This is a genomic window from Nocardioides terrigena, from assembly GCF_003047265.1.
Lineage (GTDB): Bacteria > Actinomycetota > Actinomycetes > Propionibacteriales > Nocardioidaceae > Nocardioides > Nocardioides terrigena.
In genome coordinates this window covers 58,308-82,442 of record NZ_PZYY01000004.1, presented here as the reverse complement: position 1 = coordinate 82,442, position 24,135 = coordinate 58,308, and the positions used below count along the sequence as shown (strand labels likewise).

23 protein-coding genes are annotated in these 24,135 nt (G+C 71.5%); 15 read left to right on the top strand and 8 right to left on the bottom strand.

Annotated features, from left to right (window positions below; all coding sequences use genetic code 11):
* The first annotated feature begins 263 nt into the window (after positions 1–263).
* From DAE25_RS09640 to DAE25_RS09625, 4 genes are all read left to right on the top strand, one after another.
* The gene (locus DAE25_RS09640; RefSeq protein ID WP_107766007.1) at positions 264–797 is read left to right on the top strand and encodes a sugar dehydrogenase complex small subunit; all 534 of its coding nucleotides are present in this window, start codon (positions 264–266) and stop codon (positions 795–797) included.
* Complete coding sequence (locus tag DAE25_RS09635; protein WP_107766006.1) at positions 794–2,443, top strand: GMC family oxidoreductase; 1,650 nt, start codon at positions 794–796, stop codon at positions 2,441–2,443. Before DAE25_RS09640 ends, DAE25_RS09635 begins: the two co-directional genes overlap by 4 nt.
* A gap of 64 nt (positions 2,444–2,507) precedes the next feature.
* On the top strand, positions 2,508–2,966 hold the full coding sequence (locus DAE25_RS09630) for an NfeD family protein (RefSeq protein WP_107766005.1): 459 nt from the start codon (positions 2,508–2,510) through the stop codon (positions 2,964–2,966).
* A 5-nt stretch (positions 2,967–2,971) separates the two neighbouring features.
* On the top strand, positions 2,972–3,934 hold the full coding sequence (locus tag DAE25_RS09625) for an SPFH domain-containing protein (protein WP_107766004.1): 963 nt from the start codon (positions 2,972–2,974) through the stop codon (positions 3,932–3,934).
* A gap of 47 nt (positions 3,935–3,981) precedes the next feature.
* Here DAE25_RS09625 and DAE25_RS09620 read toward each other — a convergent pair whose 3' ends face one another.
* Positions 3,982–4,905 (bottom strand): PAS domain S-box protein, encoded by a 924-nt coding sequence (locus DAE25_RS09620; RefSeq protein WP_107766003.1) that lies wholly within the window; start codon positions 4,903–4,905, stop codon positions 3,982–3,984.
* Between the two features lie 101 nt (positions 4,906–5,006).
* The gene (locus tag DAE25_RS09615) at positions 5,007–5,408 is read right to left on the bottom strand and encodes an ANTAR domain-containing protein (RefSeq protein WP_107766002.1); all 402 of its coding nucleotides are present in this window, start codon (positions 5,406–5,408) and stop codon (positions 5,007–5,009) included.
* Between the two features lie 340 nt (positions 5,409–5,748).
* Between DAE25_RS09615 and DAE25_RS09610 the strand changes: the two genes are divergently transcribed.
* Entirely contained in the window at positions 5,749–6,078 is a 330-nt protein-coding gene (locus tag DAE25_RS09610) for a methyltransferase family protein (RefSeq protein WP_107766001.1), read from the top strand.
* Positions 6,079–6,102: 24 nt separating this feature from the next.
* On the opposite strand, the gene DAE25_RS09605 is transcribed toward DAE25_RS09610, so the two are convergent.
* Positions 6,103–6,768, bottom strand: a complete 666-nt coding sequence (locus tag DAE25_RS09605) for an AIM24 family protein (protein WP_107766000.1) — start codon at positions 6,766–6,768, stop codon at positions 6,103–6,105.
* Positions 6,769–6,832: 64 nt separating this feature from the next.
* Entirely contained in the window at positions 6,833–7,609 is a 777-nt protein-coding gene (gene heR / locus DAE25_RS09600; protein WP_107765999.1) for a heliorhodopsin HeR, read from the bottom strand.
* Between the two features lie 99 nt (positions 7,610–7,708).
* Here heR and DAE25_RS09595 point away from each other — a divergent pair, with 99 nt between their 5' ends.
* On the top strand, positions 7,709–8,233 hold the full coding sequence (locus DAE25_RS09595; protein WP_107765998.1) for an SOUL family heme-binding protein: 525 nt from the start codon (positions 7,709–7,711) through the stop codon (positions 8,231–8,233).
* A 39-nt stretch (positions 8,234–8,272) separates the two neighbouring features.
* Here DAE25_RS09595 and DAE25_RS09590 read toward each other — a convergent pair whose 3' ends face one another.
* Genes DAE25_RS09590 through DAE25_RS09580 form a run of 3 tightly spaced genes read right to left on the bottom strand, consistent with a single transcriptional unit; the run spans position 8,273 to position 11,710 of the window.
* The gene (locus DAE25_RS09590) at positions 8,273–9,052 is read right to left on the bottom strand and encodes an alpha/beta fold hydrolase (RefSeq protein ID WP_107765997.1); all 780 of its coding nucleotides are present in this window, start codon (positions 9,050–9,052) and stop codon (positions 8,273–8,275) included.
* A 37-nt stretch (positions 9,053–9,089) separates the two neighbouring features.
* Complete coding sequence (locus tag DAE25_RS09585) at positions 9,090–11,090, bottom strand: NADPH-dependent 2,4-dienoyl-CoA reductase (protein ID WP_107765996.1); 2,001 nt, start codon at positions 11,088–11,090, stop codon at positions 9,090–9,092.
* Positions 11,087–11,710 (bottom strand): PadR family transcriptional regulator, encoded by a 624-nt coding sequence (locus DAE25_RS09580; protein WP_107765995.1) that lies wholly within the window; start codon positions 11,708–11,710, stop codon positions 11,087–11,089. The genes DAE25_RS09585 and DAE25_RS09580 overlap by 4 nt, the downstream gene beginning before the upstream one ends.
* A gap of 85 nt (positions 11,711–11,795) precedes the next feature.
* Here DAE25_RS09580 and DAE25_RS09575 point away from each other — a divergent pair, with 85 nt between their 5' ends.
* The 3 genes from DAE25_RS09575 to DAE25_RS09565 are packed head-to-tail and all read left to right on the top strand — an operon-like array spanning position 11,796 to position 15,171.
* A complete protein-coding gene (locus DAE25_RS09575) occupies positions 11,796–12,956 on the top strand; it encodes a CaiB/BaiF CoA transferase family protein (protein WP_107765994.1) in 1,161 nt (386 codons plus the stop codon).
* Between the two features lie 5 nt (positions 12,957–12,961).
* Entirely contained in the window at positions 12,962–13,696 is a 735-nt protein-coding gene (locus DAE25_RS09570; RefSeq protein ID WP_107765993.1) for a glutamine amidotransferase, read from the top strand.
* A gap of 29 nt (positions 13,697–13,725) precedes the next feature.
* A complete protein-coding gene (locus DAE25_RS09565; RefSeq protein ID WP_107765992.1) occupies positions 13,726–15,171 on the top strand; it encodes a flavin-containing monooxygenase in 1,446 nt (481 codons plus the stop codon).
* A gap of 163 nt (positions 15,172–15,334) precedes the next feature.
* On the opposite strand, the gene DAE25_RS09560 is transcribed toward DAE25_RS09565, so the two are convergent.
* A complete protein-coding gene (locus tag DAE25_RS09560) occupies positions 15,335–16,429 on the bottom strand; it encodes an ABC transporter ATP-binding protein (RefSeq protein WP_107765991.1) in 1,095 nt (364 codons plus the stop codon).
* A 323-nt stretch (positions 16,430–16,752) separates the two neighbouring features.
* Between DAE25_RS09560 and DAE25_RS09555 the strand changes: the two genes are divergently transcribed.
* From DAE25_RS09555 to DAE25_RS09530, 6 genes are all read left to right on the top strand, one after another.
* Positions 16,753–17,967 (top strand): ABC transporter substrate-binding protein, encoded by a 1,215-nt coding sequence (locus DAE25_RS09555; RefSeq protein ID WP_234410958.1) that lies wholly within the window; start codon positions 16,753–16,755, stop codon positions 17,965–17,967.
* A 30-nt stretch (positions 17,968–17,997) separates the two neighbouring features.
* Positions 17,998–18,996: a carbohydrate ABC transporter permease gene (locus DAE25_RS09550; protein ID WP_234410957.1), complete on the top strand. Its 999-nt coding sequence runs from the start codon at positions 17,998–18,000 to the stop codon at positions 18,994–18,996.
* Positions 18,993–19,811: a carbohydrate ABC transporter permease gene (locus DAE25_RS09545; RefSeq protein WP_107765988.1), complete on the top strand. Its 819-nt coding sequence runs from the start codon at positions 18,993–18,995 to the stop codon at positions 19,809–19,811. The genes DAE25_RS09550 and DAE25_RS09545 overlap by 4 nt, the downstream gene beginning before the upstream one ends.
* Positions 19,808–21,313 carry a GH1 family beta-glucosidase gene (locus DAE25_RS09540; RefSeq protein WP_107765987.1) on the top strand — a complete coding sequence of 502 codons (1,506 nt, stop codon included), beginning with the start codon at positions 19,808–19,810 and terminating at the stop codon, positions 21,311–21,313. Before DAE25_RS09545 ends, DAE25_RS09540 begins: the two co-directional genes overlap by 4 nt.
* Before the next feature lie 5 nt (positions 21,314–21,318).
* A complete protein-coding gene (locus DAE25_RS09535) occupies positions 21,319–22,353 on the top strand; it encodes a LacI family DNA-binding transcriptional regulator (RefSeq protein WP_107765986.1) in 1,035 nt (344 codons plus the stop codon).
* Between the two features lie 273 nt (positions 22,354–22,626).
* Complete coding sequence (locus tag DAE25_RS09530; RefSeq protein ID WP_107765985.1) at positions 22,627–24,126, top strand: DEAD/DEAH box helicase; 1,500 nt, start codon at positions 22,627–22,629, stop codon at positions 24,124–24,126.
* The last annotated feature ends 9 nt before the right edge of the window (positions 24,127–24,135 follow it).

Below are 24,135 nucleotides of genomic sequence, written 5' to 3'. Positions count from 1 at the left end.
CCGACGAGCCTTGACCACCGCTCCACGCACTGCCTACGTTGAGGAGCGATCGACAAGGAGTGCGACGGAGTCCTCGAGGGACACCGGCGCACCGAGTCACCCACGACCGTTGTGGCCAGACGCGTCGCAGGACCAGAGTCCTGGACCCGCTGTCGCCCACGCTCGGACCGGTCCCTGCCCCCTGCTCCCTGTGGCGCGACGCCTGCGCCGCACTGTCGGCCTGCCCCACCGGCGGCCGTCAGACCTCCACGTCCGGGACCCTCATGACGAACCCACGATCCGACGTGCGCGCCCTCGAGGCCGCACTGCCCCTCGCCAGTCGCCGAGAGCTCCTCGTCGGCCTCGCCAGCGGCACGCTGGTCATGGCCGGGGCCGACCTCCTCAGCCCCGCGTCCGCCGGTGCCGCCACCCGCACCGGGCCGGTCACGCTCGACGAGTTCATGGAGCTGTCGGAGATCCTCACCGATGACGAGTTCAGCCTCGACGACGAGCCCGGAGCCCTCTACCTCGCCTCCCTGGTCCGCGACCCGGCGTACAACGATCCCCTGCGCCAGCTCGTCCAGGACACCGTCCGTGCCGATCGCGTGCCCCGGACCTTCAACGCGGTCGTACGACGGGGCGCCCTCCGCAGCGAGGCCGCAGCGCGGACGGCCCAGCAGGTCCTGGTGCTCTGGTACTCGGGCCTCGTCGACGGCCGTACCGCCGACTACCTGGAGGCGCTGGCCTGGCAGTCGCTCCCGTTCGCCGAACCGCCGAGCACCAAGATCGGCTTCTCGAAGTGGGATGAAGCCCCATGAGCATCGTGGCAACCGCCGACGTCGTCATCGTCGGCTCGGGTGTGGCCGGAGCCCTCGTCGCGGACCGGCTGGTCCGCCGGGGCGTGAGCGTGGTGGTCCTCGAGGCGGGACCGCCGGTCGACCGGGACCGGGCGGTGGAGATCTTCCGGCAGGCACCCGCCAAGGTGCCCGAGTCGCCCTACCCGTCCACGGCGCACGCACCCCGGCCGACGGTTCTGGACATCGGCGTACCCGGCACCGGCTACTTCGTCCAGGAAGGACCCGAGCCGTTCGGCTCGACGTACGAGCGCGTGGTCGGCGGCACCACCTGGCACTGGCTCGGCAGCACGCCGCGGCTGCTGCCGAGCGACTTCGAGATGAGGACCCGCTTCGGCGTCGGCCGGGACTGGCCGCTGACGTACGCCGACCTCGAGCCCTACTACGTCCAGGCCGAGAAGGAGATGGGAGTCGCCGGCGACGGTCGCCAGGACCAGGGCTCGCCCCGCAGCGCCGGATTCCCGATGCCGGCCGTGCCCATCTCGTTCCTCGACAAGGTGGTGAGAGGCGCCGCCCGCACCATCGGGCTGGACGTGCTGTCGACCCCGCAGGCCCGCAACACCGAGACCTACAACGACCGCCACCACTGCGTCGGCAACAGCAACTGCATCCCCATCTGTCCGATCGGTGCGAAGTACGACGCGGTCATCCACCTCGACCGCGCCGTCGAGAAGGGCGCCAAGCTGATCTCGGACGCGGTGGTGCGCGAGGTGCTGCTCCGCGAGGACGGTACGGCGCGCGGCGTCCGGTTCCGGCGGCCGGACGGCACGGACGACGAGGTGCTCGGCCGGGCGGTCGTGATGGCCGCCCACGCCATCGAGACCCCCAAGATCCTGCTCATGTCCAACGGCGGCGACGGGATCGCCAACAGCTCCGGACAGGTCGGCCAGAACCTGATGGACCACCCCATCGCCCTGTCCTACGCGCTGTCGGCCCCCGACCAGCCGGTCTACCCGCAGCGCGGTCCCCTGTCGACCGCCGGGATCGAGTCGCCCCGGCAGTCCCCCGACCGCGGGCTGCGATCGGCGTTCAGGGTGGAGATCGGCAACGACGGGTGGCGGTTCCCGATCGGTGACCCGACCTTCGAGTTCACCCAGGGGCCGTTCCCCGCGCTGAGGGAGGGCGGCGCCGCGCTGGCCGCCCGCTGGGAGGACCACGTCTCCCACGAGCTCCGGTTCGCCTCGCTCACCGAGCAGCTGCCGGACCGCGCCAACACGATCACGCCGGCGTTCGACCTGCTCGACGACATCGGCATCCCGCGGCCGCGGATCACCTTCTCGATCGACGCCTACACCCAGGGCGGGCTCGACGACGCGCAGGCTCTGCACGAGCGGCTCTTCGGCGCACTGCGTGCGCGGGAGCGCACGCACGTCCCGTTCGCGTTCGGCGCCGGCCACATCATGGGCACCACGATCATGGGTACCGACCCGCGGGACTCGGTGGCCGACGGATTCGGGCGCAGCCACGACGTCCCCAACATGTGGATCGTCGGCAGCAGCCTCTTCCCGACCTGCGGCACGGCCAACCCGACCCTGACCCTGGCTGCCCTCGCGCTGCGGACGGAGGTGGCCCTGCGCGCCGCACTGCCGTCCCTCCCGGCGGCGGTCTGACCGGGACGATCTTCGTCTGGGGGCAGTACGCTGGGAGCACATCCTCCCCGGATGGAACCGTCACATGTGGCCGTACGCCTGGCTGGCAATCGCCTTTCTCCTCGGCGTGGTGGAGTTCCTCACGCTGACGCTGGCGTTCGGCCTCTTGGCGGGCGCGGCCCTCGTCGCGGCGGTCGCCGCCGGCCTGGGAGCGCCGGTCGTCGTACAGCTGTTGGCCTTCGCCGTCACGGGCGGCATCGCCCTCGTGGCGATCCGGCCCATCGCCAAGCGGCACCTGGCGCTCCCGCCGCTGTCCCGGGACGGCAGCGACGCCCTGGTCGGCCGGTCGGCGCTGGTCACCCGCGAGGTCAGCGCGACCGGCGGTCTCGTGCACCTCTCGGGCGAGGACTGGTCGGCCCGGTCGTACGACGAGAGCCTCGTGATCCCGGCCGGCATCCGGGTCGACGTCTACGAGATCGACGGGGCCACCGCCCTGGTGCACCCGAGCGAGCCGCTGCCCGAAACCCGACCGAGAGAAGCGTGAGACTGATGGAGCTGTGGATCCCGATCGCCATCCTGGCGGCGCTGGTCGCCTTCGTGGTGGCCTCCGCCATCCGGATCGTGCCGCAGGCGCGGCGCTACAACATCGAGCGGTTCGGTCGCTACCAGCGGACCCTGCAGCCCGGGCTCAACCTGATCATCCCGCTGGTCGACCGGGTCAACACCAAGCTCGACGTCCGGGAGACCGTCTACACCTCCCAGCCCAAGCCGGTGATCACCGAGGACAACCTGGTAGTCGCCATCGACACCGTCCTCTACTACCAGATCACCGACCCGCGGGCGGCCGCGTACGGGGTGACCAACTACCTCCAGGCCATCGACCAGCTCACCGTCACCACCCTGCGCAACCTCATCGGGTCGATGGACCTCGAGAGCACGCTGACCTCCCGGGAGACGATCAACCTCCGACTGCGCGAGGTGCTCGACGAGGCCACCGGCAAGTGGGGCATCCGGGTCAACCGGGTGGAGATCAAGGCCATCGACCCGCCGCGAAGCATCCAGGAGGCGATGGAGAAGCAGATGCGCGCCGAGCGGGACAAGCGCGCGGTGATCCTCCAGGCAGAGGGGCACCGCCAGTCGCTGATCCTCACCGCGGAGGGCACGCGCAACAAGCTGATCCTCGAGGCGGAGGGCCGCCAGCAGGCGAAGATCCTCGAGGCCGATGGGGAGGCGAAGGCACTGGAGCGGGTCTTCCAGGCGGTCCACGACAACGACGCCGACCCGCAGGTGCTGGCCTACAAGTACCTCGAGATGCTCCCGCGCCTCGCCGAGCACGGCAACGGTTACTTCGTCATCCCCGGAGAGCTCAGCGAGGCGATGCGCACCGTGACGTCGGCCTTCACCGCCGAGCAGAAGCAGGCGCGTCCGGCCGACGAGTCCGGGATCGAGGAGGCTCGGCCCGAGCCGATCCTCGAGCCCGAGCAGGTGAGGCCCCACACCCTGGGGGCCTGACCGAGGTCACGGGGCGGGTCGGCTCCGGCCTCAGGGCATCCTGCGCGTCACCCGGTCGGCGGTGCGATGAGCGGCTCGCCGTCCACGACGCTCCGGCACACGTCGTGCACGGTGAGGTGGTGGGACCGCGCGTAGGAGCGCAGCGACGCGAAGGCCTCGTCCGGGGTCACCCCGTCGCGGCCGACGAGGTACCCCTTGGCGAGCTCGATCACGAGCCGCGACTGCAGGGCGGTCTCGAGCTGTCTGGCTCGCAGCTCGGCCACTTCCTGAGCCACCCGCGCCGGGCTGGGGCGCAGGTTGCACACGACGCCCCGCACCGTCGGGTCGTCGAGCAGGTTGGTGAAGGCGGCCTCCGCCCACCTCCAGTCGTGCCACGCCTGCACCCGCACCTCGACGGGCGTGTGCACGCCCGGGTGGGCGACGACGTCCTCCAGCAGCGCCGCCAGAGCGGCGCGGTCCTCCTCGTGCAGCAGCGGGACGATGGAGGTGCCCATGAGCGCGTCCTGCTCCCAACCGAACAGCAGCTCCACGGCGGGGCTCGCGTAGGTGATCACGGCGTCACTGCGCAGCACCAGTGCCGCGTCGGTGGAGCGTTCGAGGAGGGGGCGCAGGGCGGTCCCGAGGTTGATGGAGACGCCGATGATTCCGACGAGGTTCCCGTCCCGGTAGATGCCGGAGTCGGTCACCAGGGCAGGGAACAGGGTGCCGTCCTTGCGGCGCACGGGGAACCCGCCGGACCACGGGACCCCGTCCCGGAGGGCGGCCATGATCTCGGCGGCGACGTCCTGCCCCACCTCGGGCACGCTGAGCTCGGCGATGTTGCGGCCGATCGCCTCCCGCGCCGTCCAGCCGTAGAGCTCCTCGGCCGCGGGGTTCCAGAAGAGGACCACCCCGGCGGGGTCGGTCGTGATCACTGCCTGCCCGAGGGCCTCGAGCTGCTCCGTGGAGCTGATCCGCTGGTTGCTGGCCATGGCTTCATGGTGTCGACCCGCGACCGGTGACGTCAGGGTCGAAAGGCCGTGGCCGTCCGGGACGTCTTGCTCGGGGGCGGTTCCGTCTGGCCGCGGGCCGGCTAGGCGCGGCCCAGGGAACGGGCCGCGTGCACGGCCGAGGTGTAGCGCCACTGCGTGGGGGCGGCAGCCGGTGATCGATCCGCCCCCGCGGGTGCGCGCCGCTCGGTCAGGTTGCGACGCGGCGTCACCTCCGGGACCGGGTCGGGCGCCGCTGCGATGTCGGCGCGGAGGCGCTGCTCGAGCCAGCGCACGATCCCCTGGGTCTCTGGGGTGACGCGCCCCTGGCAGATGCCCTTGACCAGGGCGCGAGCCACGTCCTCGACGGGGGTGTCTGCCTCGCGCGCCCACCGGATCATGGCCGCCAGCGACTCGTAGGAGCCGACGCCGTAGCGGAGCATGATCGCTCCCTTGGCCTGCTCCACGAGGGCGCGGTCCGAGTCGATGTCGACGATGTCAGTCATGTGCCAGGGCCTCCAGGAGTGGGTTGTCGGATGTCCTGGTCACCCCGTGGTCGACCAGGACGGCGCGCTCGGGCGACGCGTCGAGCGCGCGTCCGGAGCAGGCATGATGAGGCATCGTCCAGCCAGGTACCGAGCGGGCTGCAGGCGTCCGGCGGGTCAGGAGCACGGCCACCCCTCCAGGTCGTAGATGACGAGCCACCGGAGGTCTGGGGTGGGGTTCCCGAGTGATCGGGAACACGATGCTGGGGTGGAACGTACCAGCGGCCCCGGGGGGCGGCAAGGCTCGCAGGGGCGGCCCGAGGGCGTCGACGACCGGCAACGAAAGTGTCAGGGTGAGCGGGTGAAGCGTCTGCCTCCGCCGCTCCTGGCCCTGGCCGCGGGGTTCGCGCAGCGGGCACTGACGCCCGACGCGTCTCCGCCGTCCGCCGTCAACGCCGTCACCCGCAACCCCATGTACGTGGGCATGGCCGGGTTGCTGGTCGCCAACGCCGTACGCCGCGGGGCATGGGCCGGCCTGCTCCCGGTCGCTGCCTTCGTGCTGGTGATCGACCGCCTGCAGATCACCGCGGAGGAGTCCGCCCTGCTCGCCAACTTCGGCGCCGACTACGACGCGTACCTGGCGTCCGTGCCCCGGTGGCTCGATCGCCGGTCGCTGGCGATCGGGCACTAGGCGCCCCTCGGGGCGGCAGGTCGCTCAGTGGGTGTGCGGCGGCGCGACGCGGCCCTCGCTGGCCTGGACGACGACGAAGCCCTGGCCGGCGAAGACGAGCTGGAACGCCTCGCCGGATCCGCGGCCGATGAGTGCGCTCGCTCCCGCCGTACGCCGCACGCTCGTGGTGAGCGACGTCGACCAGGCGACGGCCGCCTGGATGTCGGCGTACGTGGGCGCGTCGACGTTGAGGACCACGGGCGTGCCGTGCGAGGTGATCGCGACCGTCCCGGTGCCGGTGAACGTGGTGTTGAAGACACCGCCGGCCATCATCGACGCTCCCTCGACCCGCTTGATGTCCCACGTGAGCGAGGAGTCGAAGGCGAGGACGTTGCTGCCGTTGACCGTCAGTGCGTCGCCGTCGAGGTTGACCAGGTGGATCTCCATGGCGTCGTCGGCGAGGAAGACGTCACCGCGACCGGTGACCTTCATCAGCGACATGCCCTCGCCGGTGAACGCCTTCTTGAACAGCTTCCCCATGCCGCCCGAGCCCTGGTAGGCGAAGTCGACCTCGCCCTGGTAGGCGACCATCGACCCCTGCCGCGCCATCACCTCCCCGTCGAGTGCGACCCGCACCATGCGGGAGTTCTGCAACGTGAAGCGGTCGGTGGTGCCCGACTCGAGGTTCTCGCCGAACAGGTCGCTGCGCATGGGACTCCTCGGGATGAGTGGGTGGCGGTCCTGGGCCACAGCCTATGGCCGCGTCGCGACGACGTCAGGACGCAAGCGAGCCGCCGAAGATCTGCCAGGCGAGGGCGGACTTCGCGACGAGGCTGAGCACCAGGTAGGCCCGCTCGCCGAACGCGTAGCTGCGCCACGGCCCGACCCGTCGGTACTGCAACCACTGGTTGAGCGCGAAGCTGTTGAAGAAGACGAACAGCGACACGAATATGCCGACCACGAAGCCGGGGACCTCCTCGGCAGCGACGAGGTTGTAGCCGATCGCCACCCACGGTGCGGCGCCCGCGACGCAGCCGAACCAGAACGGCTTCATCGTCACCGTCGGGCTGCCCGGTGGGTTGGCGGACTCCTGGAGCCAGCCGAAGAGGATCATCGCCACGTTGGCGCCGATGATCCCGATGAGTGCGGAGATCCCGTCGATGCCCGAGTAGAGGGCGATCAGGACGACCATGATCGTCGCGCTGAACGAGTACTCCACCCATCGGAACCGGTTGATCCCGCCGAGGAGGTCGCGCTCGTACGTACGCCGCATGACCGTCGCCGTCAGCAGGTGGTCGAGCCCGGCGAGCACGAGGAACGCCCCGATCGCGACACCGATCGGGAGGTCGAAGAGCGCTTCCGGCGACGCGGTCGGCGTGCCCGGAGGTCCGGTCGGCAGCGACCGGGTGACGGTGATCGCGAAGTCGGTCGCCAGCACCACCACCGCGACCGCCTGGGCCAGGTGGAGCACCGCGAGGCCGAGGTTCCATCCCCTCAGGGACCGCAGGGCCCGGTCGTCGACGCCGGCCGCGGTCACCTCGGGAGTGGTCATGCGGCCATCATGCCGCGTCGGAGTGGAGCCGGGAGCGGCCGAAGGCCCCGGGACCTCCGGCACTTCCGGCGTGGTCGCCCGAGGCGCGAGATTGGGTCCGTGACCGAGGAGCAGCCGTACGACGTCGTGCAGGAGCATCCCGGCTTCGAGCTGCGCCGGTATCCAGGGCACGGGGTCGCCGAGACGCGGGTGACGGGCTCCTTCGAGAGCGCCGGCAACACGTCGTTCCGGCGGCTGGTCGGCTACATCGGCGGGCGCAACACCCAGTCCCGCAAGGTGGCCATGACGGCCCCCGTCCTCCAGGAGGCGGACACCGAGGTCGGGCACTACGTGGTCAGCTTCGTGATGCCGGGCTCCTTCGAGCTCGACGCGGCCCCGGCGCCGACCGACGGCACGGTCCGGCTGCGCGCGATCCCCGCCCAGACCGCCGCCGCGCTGCGGTTCTCCGGACGCTGGTCGCAGAGCAGGTACGACGAGCACGCCCGGCGCCTCCTCGCGGCCGTCGCGGAGGCCGGGCTCGAGGTCGACGGGGCGATGCGCTTCGCACGTTTCGACCCGCCGTGGACGCCGTGGTTCCTGCGGCACAACGAGGTCGTCGTGCCGGTCGTGGCTCCCGCCGAGTGAGCCCCGACGGTCCCGCCGGGCGGTCGGGACCTCGGCGGGTCAGGCCGCGTCGCGGGCGAGCCGGTCGGCGACGATCGCCCAGACATCCGGGTCGACGCCCATGCCGATGTGGGTCGAGGACACCTCGACGTGCTCCACGCCCGGAGTGGAGCGGTCGATGCACGCCTGCCAGGAGACGATCCCGTCCCGCTGGGAGAAGACGGCGGTGAGCGGCACCCGGATCGGTGCGGCGGCGTCGAGTCGTCGGGTGACCCGACCGGCGCCGGAGCCGCCGCCCTGGGCGCGGGCGATGGTGGTGTGGATCGGTCCGCCGATCACCGGCGTGCCGTAGGTGACGACCCGTCGTACGGCGTCGGGATGGCGGCGAGCCACCTCGCGGGCGATGACCCCGCCGAGGCTCCACCCGACCAGTGACGCGGGGGAGCCTGCCTGGTCGACCAGCTCGAGCACGCGTCCCGCCAGCCGGTCGACGTCACGTCGCGGGTCGCCCATGTTGGTGCCGAAGCCCCAGCCCCGGGCGTCGTAGCCCAGTGCGCGCAGGTAGCCGCGCAGCGGTGCACCGGTGATCTCGGGAGCCCGCCACCCCGGGATGTCCACCACGAGGTGGCCGTCGCCGCGGGGAGCCGTGGCCAGGCGGGGCACGGCCCCCACCAGGCGGACCGCGTCGAGGGCGGCGCCGAGCTCGCCGAGTGCCGTCCGGGTCGAGGGCGGGCCGGTCGGCGACCCCAGGGTCGAGGTGTCCTCGTGCTGGCTGGCGCGGGAGCGGACGCCCGAGGCGGCGAGCAGCGGTCGAGCCGAGTGCTGGAGGGAGCGCCACATGGGCACGACGCTACGTCGGTCCGGGGAGCCGCTCACCTCAGAGCGCCGCGACGACCTCGGTGCCCTGCTTGATCGCCCGCTTGGCGTCGAGCTCGGCGGCCACGTCCGCGCCACCGATGAGGTGGACGCTGCGGTGGTCGAGGACGTCGTACAGGTCGCGCACGGACTCCTGCCCGGCGCAGATGACGACGTGGTCGACGTCGAGCACCCGCGGGGTGCCGTCGACGGTGATGTGCAGGCCGGCGTCGTCGATGCGGTCGTAGGTCGCGCCGATGACCTGGGTGACGCCCGACTGCTTGAGCACGGCTCGGTGCGCCCAGCCCGACGTCTTGCCCAGGCCGATGCCGATGGGCGTGGCCTTGCGCTGGACGAGCGTGACGTCGCGCGCCGGCGTACGCGGCTTGGCCTCGGTCAACCCGCCCGGGTTGAGGGTCGGGTCGCCGACGCCCCAGTGGGCGTACCAGTCCTCGACGGTCTCGCCCGGGTCGTGGGCGAGGAAGTGGCTCACGTCGACGCCGATCCCGCCGGCGCCGATCACCGCCACCCGCTTGCCGACCGTCACCGAGCCGTCGAGCACCGCGGCGTACGACACGGCCTTGGGGTGGTCGATGCCCTCGATGACGGGGATGCGCGGGACGACGCCGCTGGCCACGACGATGTGGTCGTACGCCGCGAGGTCGGCCGCCGAGGCCTCCGTCGAGGTCCGCACGTCCACGCCGAGCACCTCGAGGCGACGGGTGAAGTAGCGCAGCGTGTCGGCGAAGTCCTCCTTGCCGGGCACCTGCATGGCCAGCCGGAACTGGCCACCCAGCTCGGCGTGCTTCTCGAAGAGGGTGGTCGTGAAGCCGCGCTCGGCGGCGTTGACCGCGGCGGCCAGGCCGGCTGGGCCGGCACCCACGACGGCGACCGTGGCCGGACGCAGGGTCGGCATCAGCACCAGCTCGGTCTCGTGGCAGGCGCGGGGGTTGACCAGGCACGATGCGCGCCGGTTGCTGAAGGTGTGGTCGAGGCAGGCCTGGTTGCAGGCGATGCAGGTGTTGATCTCGTCGGCGCGGTCGTCGAGCGCCTTGGCGACGAACGCCGGGTCGGCCAGGAAGGGCCGCGCCATCGAGACCATGTCGGCCTGCCCGGAGGCGATGATCTCCTCGGCCAGCTCCGGGGTGTTGATCCGGTTGGACGCGCACACCGGCACGTCGACGACCTCGGTCAGCCGCGCGGTGACGCTGGCCCACGCGGCCCGCGGGACCTGCGTGATGATCGTGGGCACGCGTGCCTCGTGCCAGCCGATGCCGGTGTTGAAGACGGTGACGCCGGCCTCCTCGAGCTCGCCCGCCAGCTCGACGACCTCGTCCCACGTCTGGCCGCCCTCGACCAGGTCGAGCAGCGAGATCCGGTACATGATCGGGAAGCCCTCGCCGACCGCCTCGCGCGTGCGCCGCACGATCTCGACGGGGAAGCGCATCCGGTTGCGCGCGCTGCCGCCCCACCGGTCGGTGCGGTCGTTGGTGCGGGTGGCGAGGAACTGGTTGATCAGGTAGCCCTCGGAGCCCATGATCTCGACGCCGTCGTAGCCCGCCTTCTGCGCCAGGCGCGCGGCGTTGGCGAAGTCGGAGGCGGTCTTGTCGACCGCCCTGGTCGACAGCGCGCTCGGGCTGAAGGGAGTGATCGGCGACTTGATCGACGAGGCCCCGACCGAGAACGGGTGGTAGCCGTAGCGGCCCGCGTGCAGGATCTGCAGGGCGATCGCACCGCCCGCCTCGTGCACCGCGCCGGTCACCCGCTGGTGCCGGATGGCCTGCAGCCGGGTGGTCATCTCGGAGGCGAAGGGCTTGAGCCAGCCGCGCTTGTTGGGCGCGTAACCGCCGGTCACGATCAGCCCGGCGCCGCCGCGGGCGCGCTCGGCGAAGTAGGCCCCCAGCTTGTCGATGTCCCACGGGTAGTCCTCGAGGCCGGTGTGCATCGAGCCCATGACCACGCGGTTGCGCAGGGTCAGGTCGCCGAGGGTGATCGGCTCGAGGAGGTGCGGGTAGGACGTCATCTGAGTGCCTCTTCTTCGGTGGTTGAGGTGCGAGCGGCGTTGGTTGAGGTGCGAGCGGAGCGAGCCTCGAAACCGCGAGCCTCGAAACCATCGGCCTCGAAGCCGTGCGCGTCGAGGTAGTCGGTGAGCCAGGTGATCCAGAACTGCTCCAGCCCGATCCCGCCGCGCAGGACGAGCAGCTGGTCGAGCTCGAGCCCGGTCGCGTGGCTCGGCATGGCGGCCTCCAGCTGGCGGTAGTGCGCCAGCCGGGTCTCGTGGTCGGCCCGCGCGTCGGCGACGTGCCGCAGCAGCGTCGCGCGATCGCCGTACGACGCCCCGCGCAGCTTGACGGCCAGCTCGCTGCGGAACGTCTCCGAGCCCATCGGCTCGGCCAGCCAGTCGGCGAGGACCTGCCTGCCGGCGGCCGAGACGGCGTACACCTTCTTGTCCGGGCGGCCGGTCTGGCCGACGGTCTCGACGGTGACCCAGCCGTCGCCCTCCATGCGGGCGAGGACGCGGTAGATCTGCTGGTGGGTGGCGTGCCAGAAGAAGCCGATCGACTTCTCGAAGCGCCGCGCGAGGTCGAGGCCGGCCGCGGGCTGCTCGCGCAGGGCGACGAGGAGCGCGTGTTCGAGGGCCACCGGAGGATCGTGGCAGACCTATGCAACGAGTTGCAAGGGCGTGTGACCCGCACGACGCTGACACCAGTTCTGTCATGATCGGCGCATGAGCGAGCCACTCGGGCAGGGGACGGGTCCGCTGCGGGGCGTCAAGGTCGTTGAGATCGCCGGCATCGGCCCCGGGCCGCATGCGTGCATGATCCTGGCCGACCTCGGCGCCGACGTGATCCGGATCGACCGCAAGGGCGGCGACATGCTCGGCGCCGGGCGCCACGACGTGCTCACCCGCGGCCGCCCGAGCGTCGCGCTCGACCTCAAACACCCCGACGCCGTGGCCACCGTCCTTGACCTGGTCGAGCAGGCAGACGTGCTCGTCGAGGGGATGCGCCCCGGCGCCATCGAGCGCCTCGGCCTCGGGCCCGACGAGTGCCTCGCGCGCAACCCGCGGCTGGTCTACGGCCGGATGACCGGCTGGGGCCAGGACGGTCCGTGGGCCCGCACCGCCGGCCACGACATGAACTACGTCGCCATCACCGGCGCCCTCCACGGCCTCGGCCAGGACCCGGCGCGCCCGCACTTCCCGACCAACCTGGTCGGCGACTTCGGTGGCGGTTCGACCTACCTCGTCATCGGCATCCTCGCCGCGCTCCTCGAGGCGAAGGTGAGTGGCCAGGGCCAGGTCGTGGACGCCGCGATCGTCGACGGCACCGCCCACCTCAACGCGATGGCCAGCACCTTCGCCGCGCTCGGCCTCGACACCGGTCGCCGCGCGTCCGGCCTGCTCGACGGCGGCACGCCCTACTACGACCTCTACGAGACGGCCGACGGCCGGCACATGAGCGTCGGCCCGCTGGAGCCGCAGTTCTACGCCGAGCTGGTCCGCCTCCTCGAGCTCGACCTGCCCGACCGCGACGATCCCGGCAACTTCCCGGCGATCCGGGAGGCGCTCACCGCGAGGTTCAAGGAGCGCACCCAGGCGGAGTGGAGCGCGCTCTTCGACGGCACGGAGGCCTGCGTCGCGCCCGTCGTACCTCTCGCCGACGCCCCGCACCACCCGCACCTGGCCGCCCGCGGCACCTTCGTCGAGCGGGACGGGATCACCCAGCCCGCCCCCGCGCCGCGCTTCTCCCGCACCCCTGCAACGCTCGGCACCGCGCCCGGGGGACCCGGCGCCCACACCCGCGAGGCGCTCACCGCCTGGGGCATCGACGACGTCGACGCGCTCCTGGCCAGCGGCGCCGCGACCCAGGCCCCGCACGAGGACTGAGCACGATGAAACCCTTCCTCTTCCTCGGCACCCGCGCCGAGGACGACGTCGCCCAGCAGGAGTACGACGCCGTCCTCGCCGGCACCGGGCTGCGCCCCGACGAGCTCGTGCGCATCCGGCTCGAGGCCTCGCCCCTGGGCTGGATCGAGCTCGAGGACCTGTCCGGGATCATCCTCGGCGGCGGCCCCTTCAACGTCTCCGACCCCGACGACGCGAAGTCGCCCGTGCAGCGCCGCGTCGAGGCCGAGCTCAACGACCTGGCGATCCGCGTGGTCGAGCTCGACTTCCCCTTCCTCGGCGCCTGCTACGGCATCGGCGTGCTCGGCACCCTCGACGGCGGCACCGTGGACCGGACGTACGGCGAGCCCATCGGCGCGCTGCCCGTCCGGCTGAGCGCCGAGGGCGCCGAGGACCCGCTGTTCGGCGCACTGCCCGAGGTGTTCGACGCCTACCTCGGCCACAAGGAGGCGGTGTCCCGCCTGCCCGGGAGCGCGGTGCTCCTCGCCTCCACCGACACCTGCCCGGTGCACGCCTTCCGGATCGGCCGCAACGTCTACGCCACCCAGTTCCACCCCGAGCTGGACGCCGTCGCGATCTGCGACCGGATCGACGCCTACAGCGCGCACGGCTACTACGAGCCGCACGAGCAGGAGTCCCTCAAGGCGGCCGCCCGCGAGGCCATGGTCACCGAGCCGGTCCGGCTGCTGGCCCGCTTCGTCGAGCTGCACGCCCGCCCCTAGACCCGGCACCACCCGCGAGAAGGAGAGCCATGTCCGACCACGTCGACGTACTCATCATCGGAGCCGGCCTGTCCGGCATCGGGGCCGCGGCCCAGCTCACCCGCGAGCACCCCGGCCGGTCGTACGCCGTCCTCGAGCGGCGTGCGGCCAGCGGCGGCACGTGGGACCTCTTCCGCTACCCCGGGATCCGCTCCGACTCCGACATGTTCACCCTCGGCTACCGCTTCAAGCCGTGGCGCGGCGACAAGGCCCTCGCCGACGGGCCGTCGATCCTCGCCTACGTGCGCGAGACCGCGCGGGAGTACGGCATCGACGAGCACATCCGCTACGGGTACGACGCCCGCGCGGCGTCGTGGGACAGCGACACCGCGACGTGGACGGTCACCATCGAGCACAGCGACGGCGAGTCCAGCGAGATGACCTGCCACTTCCTGTGGGCGACCACCGGCTACTACGACTACGAGCAGGGCTACCGGCCGGACTTCCCCGGGGAGGACTCCTTCGACGGGCAGGTCATCCACCCGCAGCACTGGCCCGAGGACCTCGACCACACCGGCAAGAAGATCGTCGTGATCGGCTCCGGTGCCACGGCGGTGACGCTGGTCCCGGCGCTGGCCGAGTCGGGGGCCGGTCACGTGACCATGCTGCAGCGCTCCCCGACGTACATCCTCTCGCTCCCCGCCGAGGACAAGGTCGCGCAGCGACTCAAGAAGGTGCTGCCCGAGAAGCTCGCCTACGCCGCGACCCGGTGGAAGAACGTCGGCGTCTCGACCGGGCTCTTCCAGCTGAGCCGGCGTCGGCCGGGGACGATGCGTGGCTTCATCCGCAAGGAGAACGCCAAGCGGCTGCCCGAGGGGTACGACGTCGACACCCACTTCAGGCCGACGTACGACCCGTGGGACCAGCGGCTCTGCCTGGTGCCCGACGGCGACCTCTTCCGCGTGATCAAGGACGGTCGTGCCGAGGTCGTCACCGACACGATCGAGACCTTCACGCCCACCGGTCTGCGGCTGGCGTCGGGGCGCGAGCTCGAGGCCGACATCGTGGTGACCGCGACCGGGCTGCAGCTCAAGGCCTTCGGCGGGATGACCTTCGACGTCGACGGCCGGCGCGTCGAGCTGCCCGAGACGATGGCCTACAAGGCGCTGATGCTCAGCGGGATCCCCAACCTCGCCTACACGATCGGATACACCAACGCGTCCTGGACGCTCAAGGCCGACCTGGTGGGGGAGTACGTCTGCCGGCTGCTCTCGCACCTGGACGCGCACGGGCTCCGCTCTGCCGTGCCGGTGCCGGACGCATCGATCGGCGAGCAGCCGTTCATGGACTTCGCGGCGGGCTACGTGCTGCGGGTCATCGACACCCTGCCCAAGCAGGGCGACGTCGAGCCGTGGAAGCTCAAGCAGAACTACTTCCACGACATGCGCACCATCCGGCGCGGCGCCATCGACGACGGGGCGCTGGCCTTCCGCTGAGTCCGGACGTCATGGAACTGGTCGCCACGCCGTCAGCACGACGCGGGCACGAACGAGGCAGTTCGTGGCCGGTCGGGCGGTGCTGAGCGTGCCGGCCGGGTATCGGCGATCGAACTGCCTTCGTTGTGCTCGCCCTCACCGGCCCTGGACGACCCGGCGGGCCTCAGGCCGAGAGCCGCGTCCCGGACTCGGTGTCGAAGACGTGGACGGCGCCCGGGTCGATGACGAGGCGCACCTGCTCACCCTTGGCGAGCTGGGGCCGACCCTCGAGGCGTACGACGGCCTGGCTGATGTCGCCGGCCAGCGACGGGTCGTCGGGGACGGCGTAGAGGAAGGCGTCGGCGCCGAGCTCCTCGACGACGGTGACGGTCACGGCGAAGCCCTGGTCGGAGGCGGTGGAGCCCAGGTGCCAGGCGTGGGGCCGCACCCCGAGCGTCACGTCACCGGTGGCCCGGGCCGCGACCTCGCGCTCGAGCGGCACCCGGAGGTCGCCCACCCAGGCGTCGCCGTCGGAGACCTTGGCGGGCAGGAGGTTCATCGCGGGGGAGCCGATGAAGCCGGCGACGAAGAGGTTGGCCGGACGGTCGTAGAGCGCGAGGGGCGTGTCGACCTGCTGGAGCAGGCCGTCCTTCATCACCGCGACCCGGTCGCCCATCGTCATCGCCTCGACCTGGTCGTGGGTGACGTAGACGGTGGTGACGCCGAGCCGCTGCTGGAGGGCGGCGATCTGGGTGCGGGTGGAGACCCGCAGCTTGGCGTCGAGGTTGGACAGCGGCTCGTCCATCAGGAAGACCTCGGGCTGGCGCACGATCGCCCGGCCCATCGCGACCCGCTGGCGCTGCCCGCCGGAGAGGGCCTTCGGCTTGCGGTCGAGGTAGTCCTCGAGGCCGAGCAGCCGGGCCGCCTCCTGCACCCGCTGGTCGCGCTCCTCCTTGCCGACGCGGGCGACCTTGAGGGCGAAGCCCATGTTGTCGGCGACCGACATGTGCGGGTAGAGCGCGTAGTTCTGGAAGACCATCGCGATGTCGCGGTCCTTGGGCACGTCGTCGGTGACGTCGCGGTCGCCGATCATGATCGAGCCCGCCGTGCACTCCTCCAGGCCGGCCAGCATCCGCAGCGAGGTCGACTTGCCGCAGCCCGAGGGCCCGACGAGCACCATGAACTCGCCGTCCTCGATCTCGAGGTCGAGCGCGTCGACCGCGGGGCGCTCCGCGCCGGGGTAGCGCCGACTGGCTCCAACGAATCGCACCGATGCCATGGGGGTCCCTCCGTCCAACCTCCCGACGCACGGGCGGCCGGGGTTGGCCATCACCGTACGACGCCTCGGCGTACGCGTCTAGTGGAAGCGCTCTCACACTTTGCCGAACCGTGATCTAGCGGCCCGTTGACAGACGGTGTGACCGATGTCATGGTGATCCGCAGGCCGGTGTGGAAGCGCTCTCACACTTTCACCCCGAACCGACGACCCAGCCGGACACCCGTCCGGCGTCCCCGCAGGACGGCAGGAGAGCAGTGGTGCACACACCGAACACTCGACGAGCACGGCTCGTCACGGGCGCCCTGATGGCGCTCACTCTCACGATGACGGCTGCCGCTTGCGGCGGCGACTCCGAAGGAGCGTCCGAGGACGGCAAGATCAAGCTGACCGTCGCGACCTTCAACGAGTTCGGTTACGAGGAGCTCATCGAGGAGTACAACGCGATGCAGGACGAGGTGGTGGTGGAGCAGAAGAAGGCCGGTACGGCCAACGAGCACCAGGACAACCTCTACACCAAGCTGGCGGCCGGCTCGGGCCTCTCCGACATCGAGGCCATCGAGGTCGACTGGCTGGCCGCGCTCATGGAGGAGTCCGACGCGTTCGTCGACCTCTCCGACCCCGAGGTCGAGGGCCGCTGGCTCGACTGGAAGACCGAGGCCGCCACCACCGAGGACGGTGCGCTGATCGGCTACGGCACCGACATCGGCCCGGAGGGCATCTGCTACCGCGCCGATCTCTTCGAGAAGGCCGGGATGCCGACCGACCGCGAGGAGGTGGCCAAGCTCTTCACGAGCTGGGACGACTACTTCCAGGCCGGCCGCGACTTCGTCAAGAAGGTCCCGGACGTCGCGTGGTACGACGCCTCGGGCGCCACCGCGCAGGCGATGATCAATCAGGTGGAGTACTCCTTCGAGGACCAGGACAACACCGTCATCGCGGCCGACAACCCCGAGGTCAAGGAGGTCTTCGACACCGTGACCTCGCTGGCCGACGAGGGGCTGTCCACCAGGCTCGTGCAGTGGAGCGAGGACTGGACCGCGACCTTCCAGAACGACGGCTTCGCCACGATGGCGTGCCCCGGCTGGATGCTCGGCGTGATCGAGGGCAACGCCGAGGGCGTCGAGGGCTGGGACATCGCCAACGCCTTCCCCGGTGGCGCCGGACTCTGGGGCGGCTCCTACCTCACCGTCCCGGTGCAGGGTGAGCACCCGGAGGAGGCCCAGGCCCTGGCCGAGTGGCTGACCGCTCCGGAGCAGCAGATCAAGGCGTTCGAGGCGAAGGGCACCTTCCCGAGCCAGAACGACGCGCTCGCCGACCCGGTGCTGCTCGAGAGCACCAACGCGTTCTTCAACGACGCACCGACCGGGCAGATCCTGGCCGAGCGCGCCGAGGCGATCGAGTTCATCCCCCACAAGGGTCCGAAGTTCGCCGACATCAACACCGCGTTCCAGCAGGCCATCCAGCGCGTGGACGAGGGCAAGGAGTCGGCCGACGAGGCCTGGCAGTCCTTCCTGGCCGACGTCGAGCGGTTGGGCTGACCCTCCACCATGACGCTGGACTCTCCTGCCGTGAAGCCCGTCGGGGACGGCGGTGACCCTGTCGGGGCCACCACGTCCCCGGCGGGGGCCAGGCCCTCGCTCCGGAGGCGCCGCCCGTCCCCGTGGCGGCGCCGGCTCTCCCGGTGGGACACCCGGCTGTCGCCGTACCTCTACATCTCGCCGTTCTTCGTGCTCTTCCTGCTGGTGGGCATGTTCCCGCTCGGCTACACCGCCTGGGTATCCGTGCACCAGTGGGGACTGCTCAGCGGCCAGGGCGACTTCATCGGGCTCGACAACTACGCCCGGGTGATCGAGGACCGCTACTTCTGGAACGCCCTGCGCAACACCGTCAGCATCTTCGTGCTGTCCTCGGTGCCGCAGGTGGTCATCGCCCTGGTCCTCGCGGCGCTGCTGGACACCCAGCTGCGCGGTCGGACCCTGTGGCGGATGAGCGTGCTCATCCCCTTCGTGGTCGCCCCGGCCGCGGTGGCGCTGATCTTCGGCAACGTCTTCGGTGACCGCTACGGCCTGGTCAACGAGGGGCTGCAGGCCATCGGGCTCGACCCCATCCGGTGGCACGTCGACACCCTGGCCAGCCACGTCGCCATCGCCTCGATGGTCAACTGGCGCTGGACCGGCTACAACGCGCTCATCTTCCTGGCGGCCATGCAGGCGGTGCCGCGCGAGCTCTACGAGTCGGCGTGCCTCGACGGGGCCGGCCGGGTGCGGCAGTTCCTCTCCATCACGCTGCCGATGATCCGGCCCACGCTGCTCTTCGTGATCATCACGTCGACGATCGGCGGGCTGCAGATCTTCGCCGAGCCGCGGCTCTTCGACACCCAGGGCCTCGGCGGCTCGGACCGGCAGTACCAGACCCTGACGATGTACCTCTGGGAGCTCGGCTGGCGGGTCCGCGACCTGGGCATGGCCTCGGCCGTGGCCTGGCTGCTCTTCCTCATCATCATCGTCTTCGCACTCGTCAACCTGGTGGTCAGCCGCCGGGTCGGGGCCCTGGGAGGCCGTCGATGAACCGTCGTCCAGGCTTCCTCGTCTACGGGCTGCTCACCGCCTTCGTGCTGGGCTCGTGCCTCCCCCTCTACTGGTCGTTCCTCGTCGGCTCGCACAGCCGTGACGTGCTGACCGAGCGGGTCCCCCCGCTGCTGCCCGGCGGCCACTTCTTCGAGAACGCGCAGCGCGCCTTCGAGGCCGTGCCGTTCTGGAAGGCGCTGGGCAACAGCCTGCTCGTCTCCACGACGGTCGCCACGTCGGTGGTGTTCTTCTCCACGCTGGCCGGCTTCGCGTTCGCCAAGCTCGCCTTCAAGGGACGCACAGCGCTGCTCGTGTTCGTCGTCGCCACCCTGGCGGTGCCCACCCAGCTCGGCGTGATCCCGCTCTTCATCGTGATGGCCGAGCTCGGCTGGGTCGGCTCGATGTGGGCGCTGATCGTGCCGGGCATGGTCACCGCCTTCGGCGTCTTCTTCATGCGGCAGTACCTCATCGACGCCGTGCCCGACGAGCTCATCGAGGCCGCCCGGGTGGACGGGTGCTCGATGCTCCGCACCTTCTGGAACGTCGCGCTGCCGGCGGCCCGCCCGGCCGCGGCCATCCTCTGGCTCTTCACCTTCATGGCCACCTGGACCGACTTCTTCTGGCCGCTGATCGTGCTGCCGGCCAGCAACCCGACGGTCCAGATCGCCCTCCAGCAGCTGCAGAGCGGCTACTACGTCGACTACAGCCTCGTCCTCGCCGGCGCCGCGATCTCCACGATCCCGCTGCTGGTCCTCTTCGTCCTCACCGGCCGGCAGCTCGTCGCCGGCATCATGCAAGGAGCAGTCAAGGGATGACCGTCCAACGCACTCTCACCCCGGCCGGGAGCACGGTCACCGCTCCCGACCTGTCCGCCCGCTTCCCCGACGGCTTCGTCTGGGGCGTCGCGACCGCGTCGTACCAGATCGAGGGCGCGGTGGCCGAGGACGGTCGCACCCCGTCGATCTGGGACACGTTCTCCCACACCCCCGGTGCGGTGATGAACGCCGACACCGGCGACGTGGCCTGCGACCACTACCACCGGATGCCCGACGACGTCGCGCTGCTGCGCGAGCTCGAGGTGGCGTCGTACCGCTTCTCCGTCGCCTGGCCCCGGGTGCGCCCGGACGGCGGGCCGGTCAACCGCGCCGGCCTCGCGTTCTACGACCGGCTCGTCGACGAGCTGCTCGCGCAGGGTGTCGCGCCCTGGCTGACGCTCTACCACTGGGACCTCCCGCAGGCCCTCGAGGACGCGGGCGGCTGGACCAACCGCGACACGTCGTTCCGCTTCCGCGACTACGCGATGAGCGTGTACGACGTCCTCGGCGACCGGGTGCCCACCTGGACGACGCTCAACGAGCCGTTCTGCTCCTCCCTCCTCGGCTACGCCGCAGGACACCATGCCCCCGGGCGGCAGGAGGGCGTCGCTGGCTTGGTCTCCGCGCACCACCTGCTGCTCGGGCACGGCCTCGTCGTCGACGAGCTGCGACGGCGCGCCGACCGCGATGGCGACGACATCCGGCTGGGGGTCAGCCTCAACCTCACCGTCCCCGACCCCTTCGACCCGGCCGACCCGGCCGACGTGGACGCCGCCCGCCGGATCGACGCGCTGCACAACCGGCTCTTCCTGGACCCGATCTTCCGCGGCACCTACCCCGAGGACCTGCTCACCGACACCGCTCACCTCGACTGGCGGGGCGGGCACTGGCAGGACGTCGTGCAGGACGGCGACCTCGCGGTGATCTCGTCGCCGATCGACGTGCTGGGCGTGAACTACTACCACGGCAACGCCGTCTCGGGGCACCCGCACGAGGCGGTCGTCGGGATCGGCAGCGACCAGCCCGACCGGGTCGCGAAGTCGCCGTTCGTGGGCTCCGAGCACGTCACCTTCCCGAGCCGCGGGCTGCCGCTGACCGACATGGGCTGGGAGGTCCAGCCCGAGGGGCTGCACCGCCTGCTGCGGCGCCTGCACGACGACTACCCGCGGCTGCCGATCTTCCTCACCGAGACCGGGGCGGCCTACCCCGACGTCCCCGGTCCCGACGGCCAGGTCCACGACCTCGACCGCATCGGCTTCCTCGACTCCTACCTGCACGCCGTGCACCGCGCGATCGAGGAGGGCGTCGACGTGCGTGGCTTCTTCCAGTGGTCCTTCATGGACAACTTCGAGTGGGCCTTCGGCTACGCCAAGCGCTTCGGCCTCGTCCACGTCGACTACGCGACGCAGCAGCGCACGCCCAAGGCGAGCGCCCGCTGGTACGCCGAGGTGGCACGGTCGGGAGGGCTGCCCGCGGCGGGATCACCGGGACCACTAGCGTGAGCAGGATGAACGGGACGAGGCGCGACACGACGTCCACCTCGCCCACCCTCGACGAGGTGGCCCGGGTCGCCGGCGTCTCCCGTGCCACCGCCTCCCGCGCCATCAACGGCGGTCAGCGGGTCAGCCCCCGCGCGCAGTCGTCGGTCGACGCGGCCGTGCGCTCGCTGGGCTACGTCCCCAACCCGGCCGCGCGCAGCCTGGTGACGCGGCGTACGGACTCGATCGCCGTCGTCGTGCCCGAGCCCGACGACCGGGTCTTCTCCGACCCGTTCTTCGCCGGCACCCTCCGCGGCGTCACGCGGGTGCTCAGCGACAGCGACATGCAGCTCGTGCTGCTCCTCGCCCGGCCCGGTGCCTCGACCGCGCGCACCCTGCGCTACCTCACCAACCGCCACGTCGACGGCGCCCTGGTCGTCTCCCACCACCGCGACGACGGGCTGGCCGACCAGCTGGCCCGCCTCGACCTGCCGTGCGTCTTCGGCGGCCGGCCGTGGTCGGCGGGGGACCGAGTGGCGTACGTCGACGTCGACAACACCGCCGGCGAGCGGATGGCCACCGAGGTGCTCGTCGAGCGCGGCTGCCGCCGCATCGGCACCATCGCCGGGCCGACCGACATGACCGCCGCCGAGGACCGGCTCGACGGCTGGCGGCAGGCGATGTCCGCCGCGGGCCTGGCCGACGACGCCGTCGTGCACGGCGACTTCACCGAGGCCGGCGGGCAGCGCGCGGCCGAGGAGCTCTTCGCCCGGCACCCCGACCTCGACGGCATCGTGGTCGCCTCCGACCTGATGGCCTCCGGCGCGCTCAAGGTCCTCTCCGCGCTCGGTCGCCGGGTGCCCGACGACGTCGCCGTGGTCGGCTACGACGACCTCGGCGTCGCCGAGCGCACCACCCCGCCGCTCACCACCGTGCGCCAGCCGGTCGAGGAGATGGCCGAGCGGGCCACCCGGCTGCTGCTCGAGCAGGTCGACGGCCGGACCGGGGGCCACGCGATGCGGGTGATCATCCCGCCGCTGCTCGTGCGTCGGGACTCCGCCTGACGCTCTCGTCGTACGCCGTCCTCCCGGGTCCGCGACGGAGCGGGGACTCTGACAACACCCCCGCGTGACCCGCGACACCCCTCTGGTCCCACGATTCACAGGAACATCGGCCCCACCGATACCGTTGTGCCCACGCAGCCCGTCAAGTCTTGCAACGGGCGCACGGATCGTGACTCACGCAGTCGGTCGATCCGCCCCTCACTCTGAGGACGTATGCCGCCCGATACTGGGCCGGCCCACGATTGGCGAGACGCCAACCGAAAGACTTTCCCCATGAACTTTGCCGACCTCGGCGTGCCCGCCTCGTTGATCAAGATCCTCGAGAAGCAGGGCATCACCACCCCCACTCCCATCCAGGCCGCGACGCTGCCCGACAGCCTCGCCGGTCGCGACGTCCTGGGCCGTGGCCGCACCGGCTCCGGCAAGACGTACGCGTTCGTGCTGCCGCTGATCGCGCGCCTCGACGCCTCCAAGATGCCGGCGATGCCGCGCAAGCCGCGCGCGCTGATCCTGGCCCCCACCCGCGAGCTGGTCGGCCAGATCCACGCCGCGCTCAAGCCGATGGCGGACGCCGCCGGCCTGTCGACCGTCGTGATCTACGGCGGCGTGGGCCAGGGCCCGCAGACCACCGCGCTCAAGAAGGGCGTCGACATCGTCATCGCCTGCCCCGGCCGCCTCGAGGACCTCATGGGCCAGGGGTACGCCGACCTGTCCGCCATCGAGACCACCATCCTCGACGAGGCCGACCACATGGCCGACCTCGGCTTCCTGCCCGGCGTGCGCCGGATCATGGACAAGACGCCGCGCACCGGACAGCGCCTGCTGTTCTCCGCGACGCTCGACAAGGCGATCGACGTGCTGGTCAAGCGCTTCCTCACCAACCCGGTCACCCACGAGGCCGACTCGGCCCAGTCGCCGGTCTCGACGATGTCGCACCACGTGCTGCACGTCTCCCGCGACCAGCGCGTGCCGGTCCTCGTCGACCTGACCAGCGCCCCCGGCCGCACGGTCGTCTTCACCCGCACCAAGCACGGCGCCAAGGCGCTGGCCCGCCAGCTCAACAAGTCGGGCATCCCGTCGGTCGACCTGCACGGCAACCTCAGCCAGAACGCGCGCACGCGCAACATGGAGATGTTCCACTCCGGCAAGGCCACGACCCTGGTCGCGACCGACATCGCCGCGCGCGGCATCCACGTCGACGACGTGGCGCTCGTGATCCACGCCGACCCGCCGACCGAGCACAAGGCCTACCTGCACCGCTCGGGCCGTACGGCGCGTGCCGGCGCCGAGGGCACCGTCATCACGCTGATGACCGACGACCAGGTCCGCGACGTGCGCGACCTGACCCGTCTCGCGGGCATCAAGCCCACGACCACCAAGGTCCACGGCTCCGACCACCCGATGCTGGTCCAGCTCGCCCCCGGTGAGCGCAGCACGCCCGGCGGCCTCGTCGTCGAGGTGCCCACCTCGGGTGGCGGTGGCGGCCGGTCCAACGGCGCCAACGCCCAGCGCAAGCGGGCCCGCAGCACCGGCCAGACCAACGGCCAGTCGCGTCGGGGCAACCCGGCCGGTGGCTCCTCCGAGGGTCGTTCCTCGGGCGGCCAGGGTGGCAACGGTGGCGGCAACGGCGGCCAGCGTCGTCGCTCCGGCGGCGGTGGCCAGGGTGGCGGCCAGGGCGGTGGCCCGCGCGGCCAGCGCCGCGGCGGCTCCGGCTCCTCGGGCGGCGGCAGCACTCGCGTGCACAGCTCGTCGTCCTTCAGCGCCGGGCGCTGACCGAGGGCT

Bases quoted from the DNA above. Each gene is read 5' to 3' on its own strand.
- DAE25_RS09640 (WP_107766007.1), top strand. From the start codon at position 264: ATGACGAACCCACGATCCGACGTGCGCGCCCTCGAGGCCGCACTGCCC.
- DAE25_RS09635 (WP_107766006.1), top strand. From the start codon at position 794: ATGAGCATCGTGGCAACCGCCGACGTCGTCATCGTCGGCTCGGGTGTG.
- DAE25_RS09630 (WP_107766005.1), top strand. From the start codon at position 2,508: ATGTGGCCGTACGCCTGGCTGGCAATCGCCTTTCTCCTCGGCGTGGTG.
- DAE25_RS09625 (WP_107766004.1), top strand. From the start codon at position 2,972: ATGGAGCTGTGGATCCCGATCGCCATCCTGGCGGCGCTGGTCGCCTTC.
- DAE25_RS09620 (WP_107766003.1), bottom strand. From the start codon at position 4,905: ATGGCCAGCAACCAGCGGATCAGCTCCACGGAGCAGCTCGAGGCCCTC.
- DAE25_RS09615 (WP_107766002.1), bottom strand. From the start codon at position 5,408: ATGACTGACATCGTCGACATCGACTCGGACCGCGCCCTCGTGGAGCAG.
- DAE25_RS09605 (WP_107766000.1), bottom strand. From the start codon at position 6,768: ATGCGCAGCGACCTGTTCGGCGAGAACCTCGAGTCGGGCACCACCGAC.
- heR (WP_107765999.1), bottom strand. From the start codon at position 7,609: ATGACCACTCCCGAGGTGACCGCGGCCGGCGTCGACGACCGGGCCCTG.
- DAE25_RS09590 (WP_107765997.1), bottom strand. From the start codon at position 9,052: ATGTGGCGCTCCCTCCAGCACTCGGCTCGACCGCTGCTCGCCGCCTCG.
- DAE25_RS09585 (WP_107765996.1), bottom strand. From the start codon at position 11,090: ATGACGTCCTACCCGCACCTCCTCGAGCCGATCACCCTCGGCGACCTG.
- DAE25_RS09575 (WP_107765994.1), top strand. From the start codon at position 11,796: ATGAGCGAGCCACTCGGGCAGGGGACGGGTCCGCTGCGGGGCGTCAAG.
- DAE25_RS09570 (WP_107765993.1), top strand. From the start codon at position 12,962: ATGAAACCCTTCCTCTTCCTCGGCACCCGCGCCGAGGACGACGTCGCC.
- DAE25_RS09565 (WP_107765992.1), top strand. From the start codon at position 13,726: ATGTCCGACCACGTCGACGTACTCATCATCGGAGCCGGCCTGTCCGGC.
- DAE25_RS09560 (WP_107765991.1), bottom strand. From the start codon at position 16,429: ATGGCATCGGTGCGATTCGTTGGAGCCAGTCGGCGCTACCCCGGCGCG.
- DAE25_RS09555 (WP_234410958.1), top strand. From the start codon at position 16,753: ATGACGGCTGCCGCTTGCGGCGGCGACTCCGAAGGAGCGTCCGAGGAC.
- DAE25_RS09545 (WP_107765988.1), top strand. From the start codon at position 18,993: ATGAACCGTCGTCCAGGCTTCCTCGTCTACGGGCTGCTCACCGCCTTC.
- DAE25_RS09540 (WP_107765987.1), top strand. From the start codon at position 19,808: ATGACCGTCCAACGCACTCTCACCCCGGCCGGGAGCACGGTCACCGCT.
- DAE25_RS09535 (WP_107765986.1), top strand. From the start codon at position 21,319: ATGAACGGGACGAGGCGCGACACGACGTCCACCTCGCCCACCCTCGAC.
- DAE25_RS09530 (WP_107765985.1), top strand. From the start codon at position 22,627: ATGAACTTTGCCGACCTCGGCGTGCCCGCCTCGTTGATCAAGATCCTC.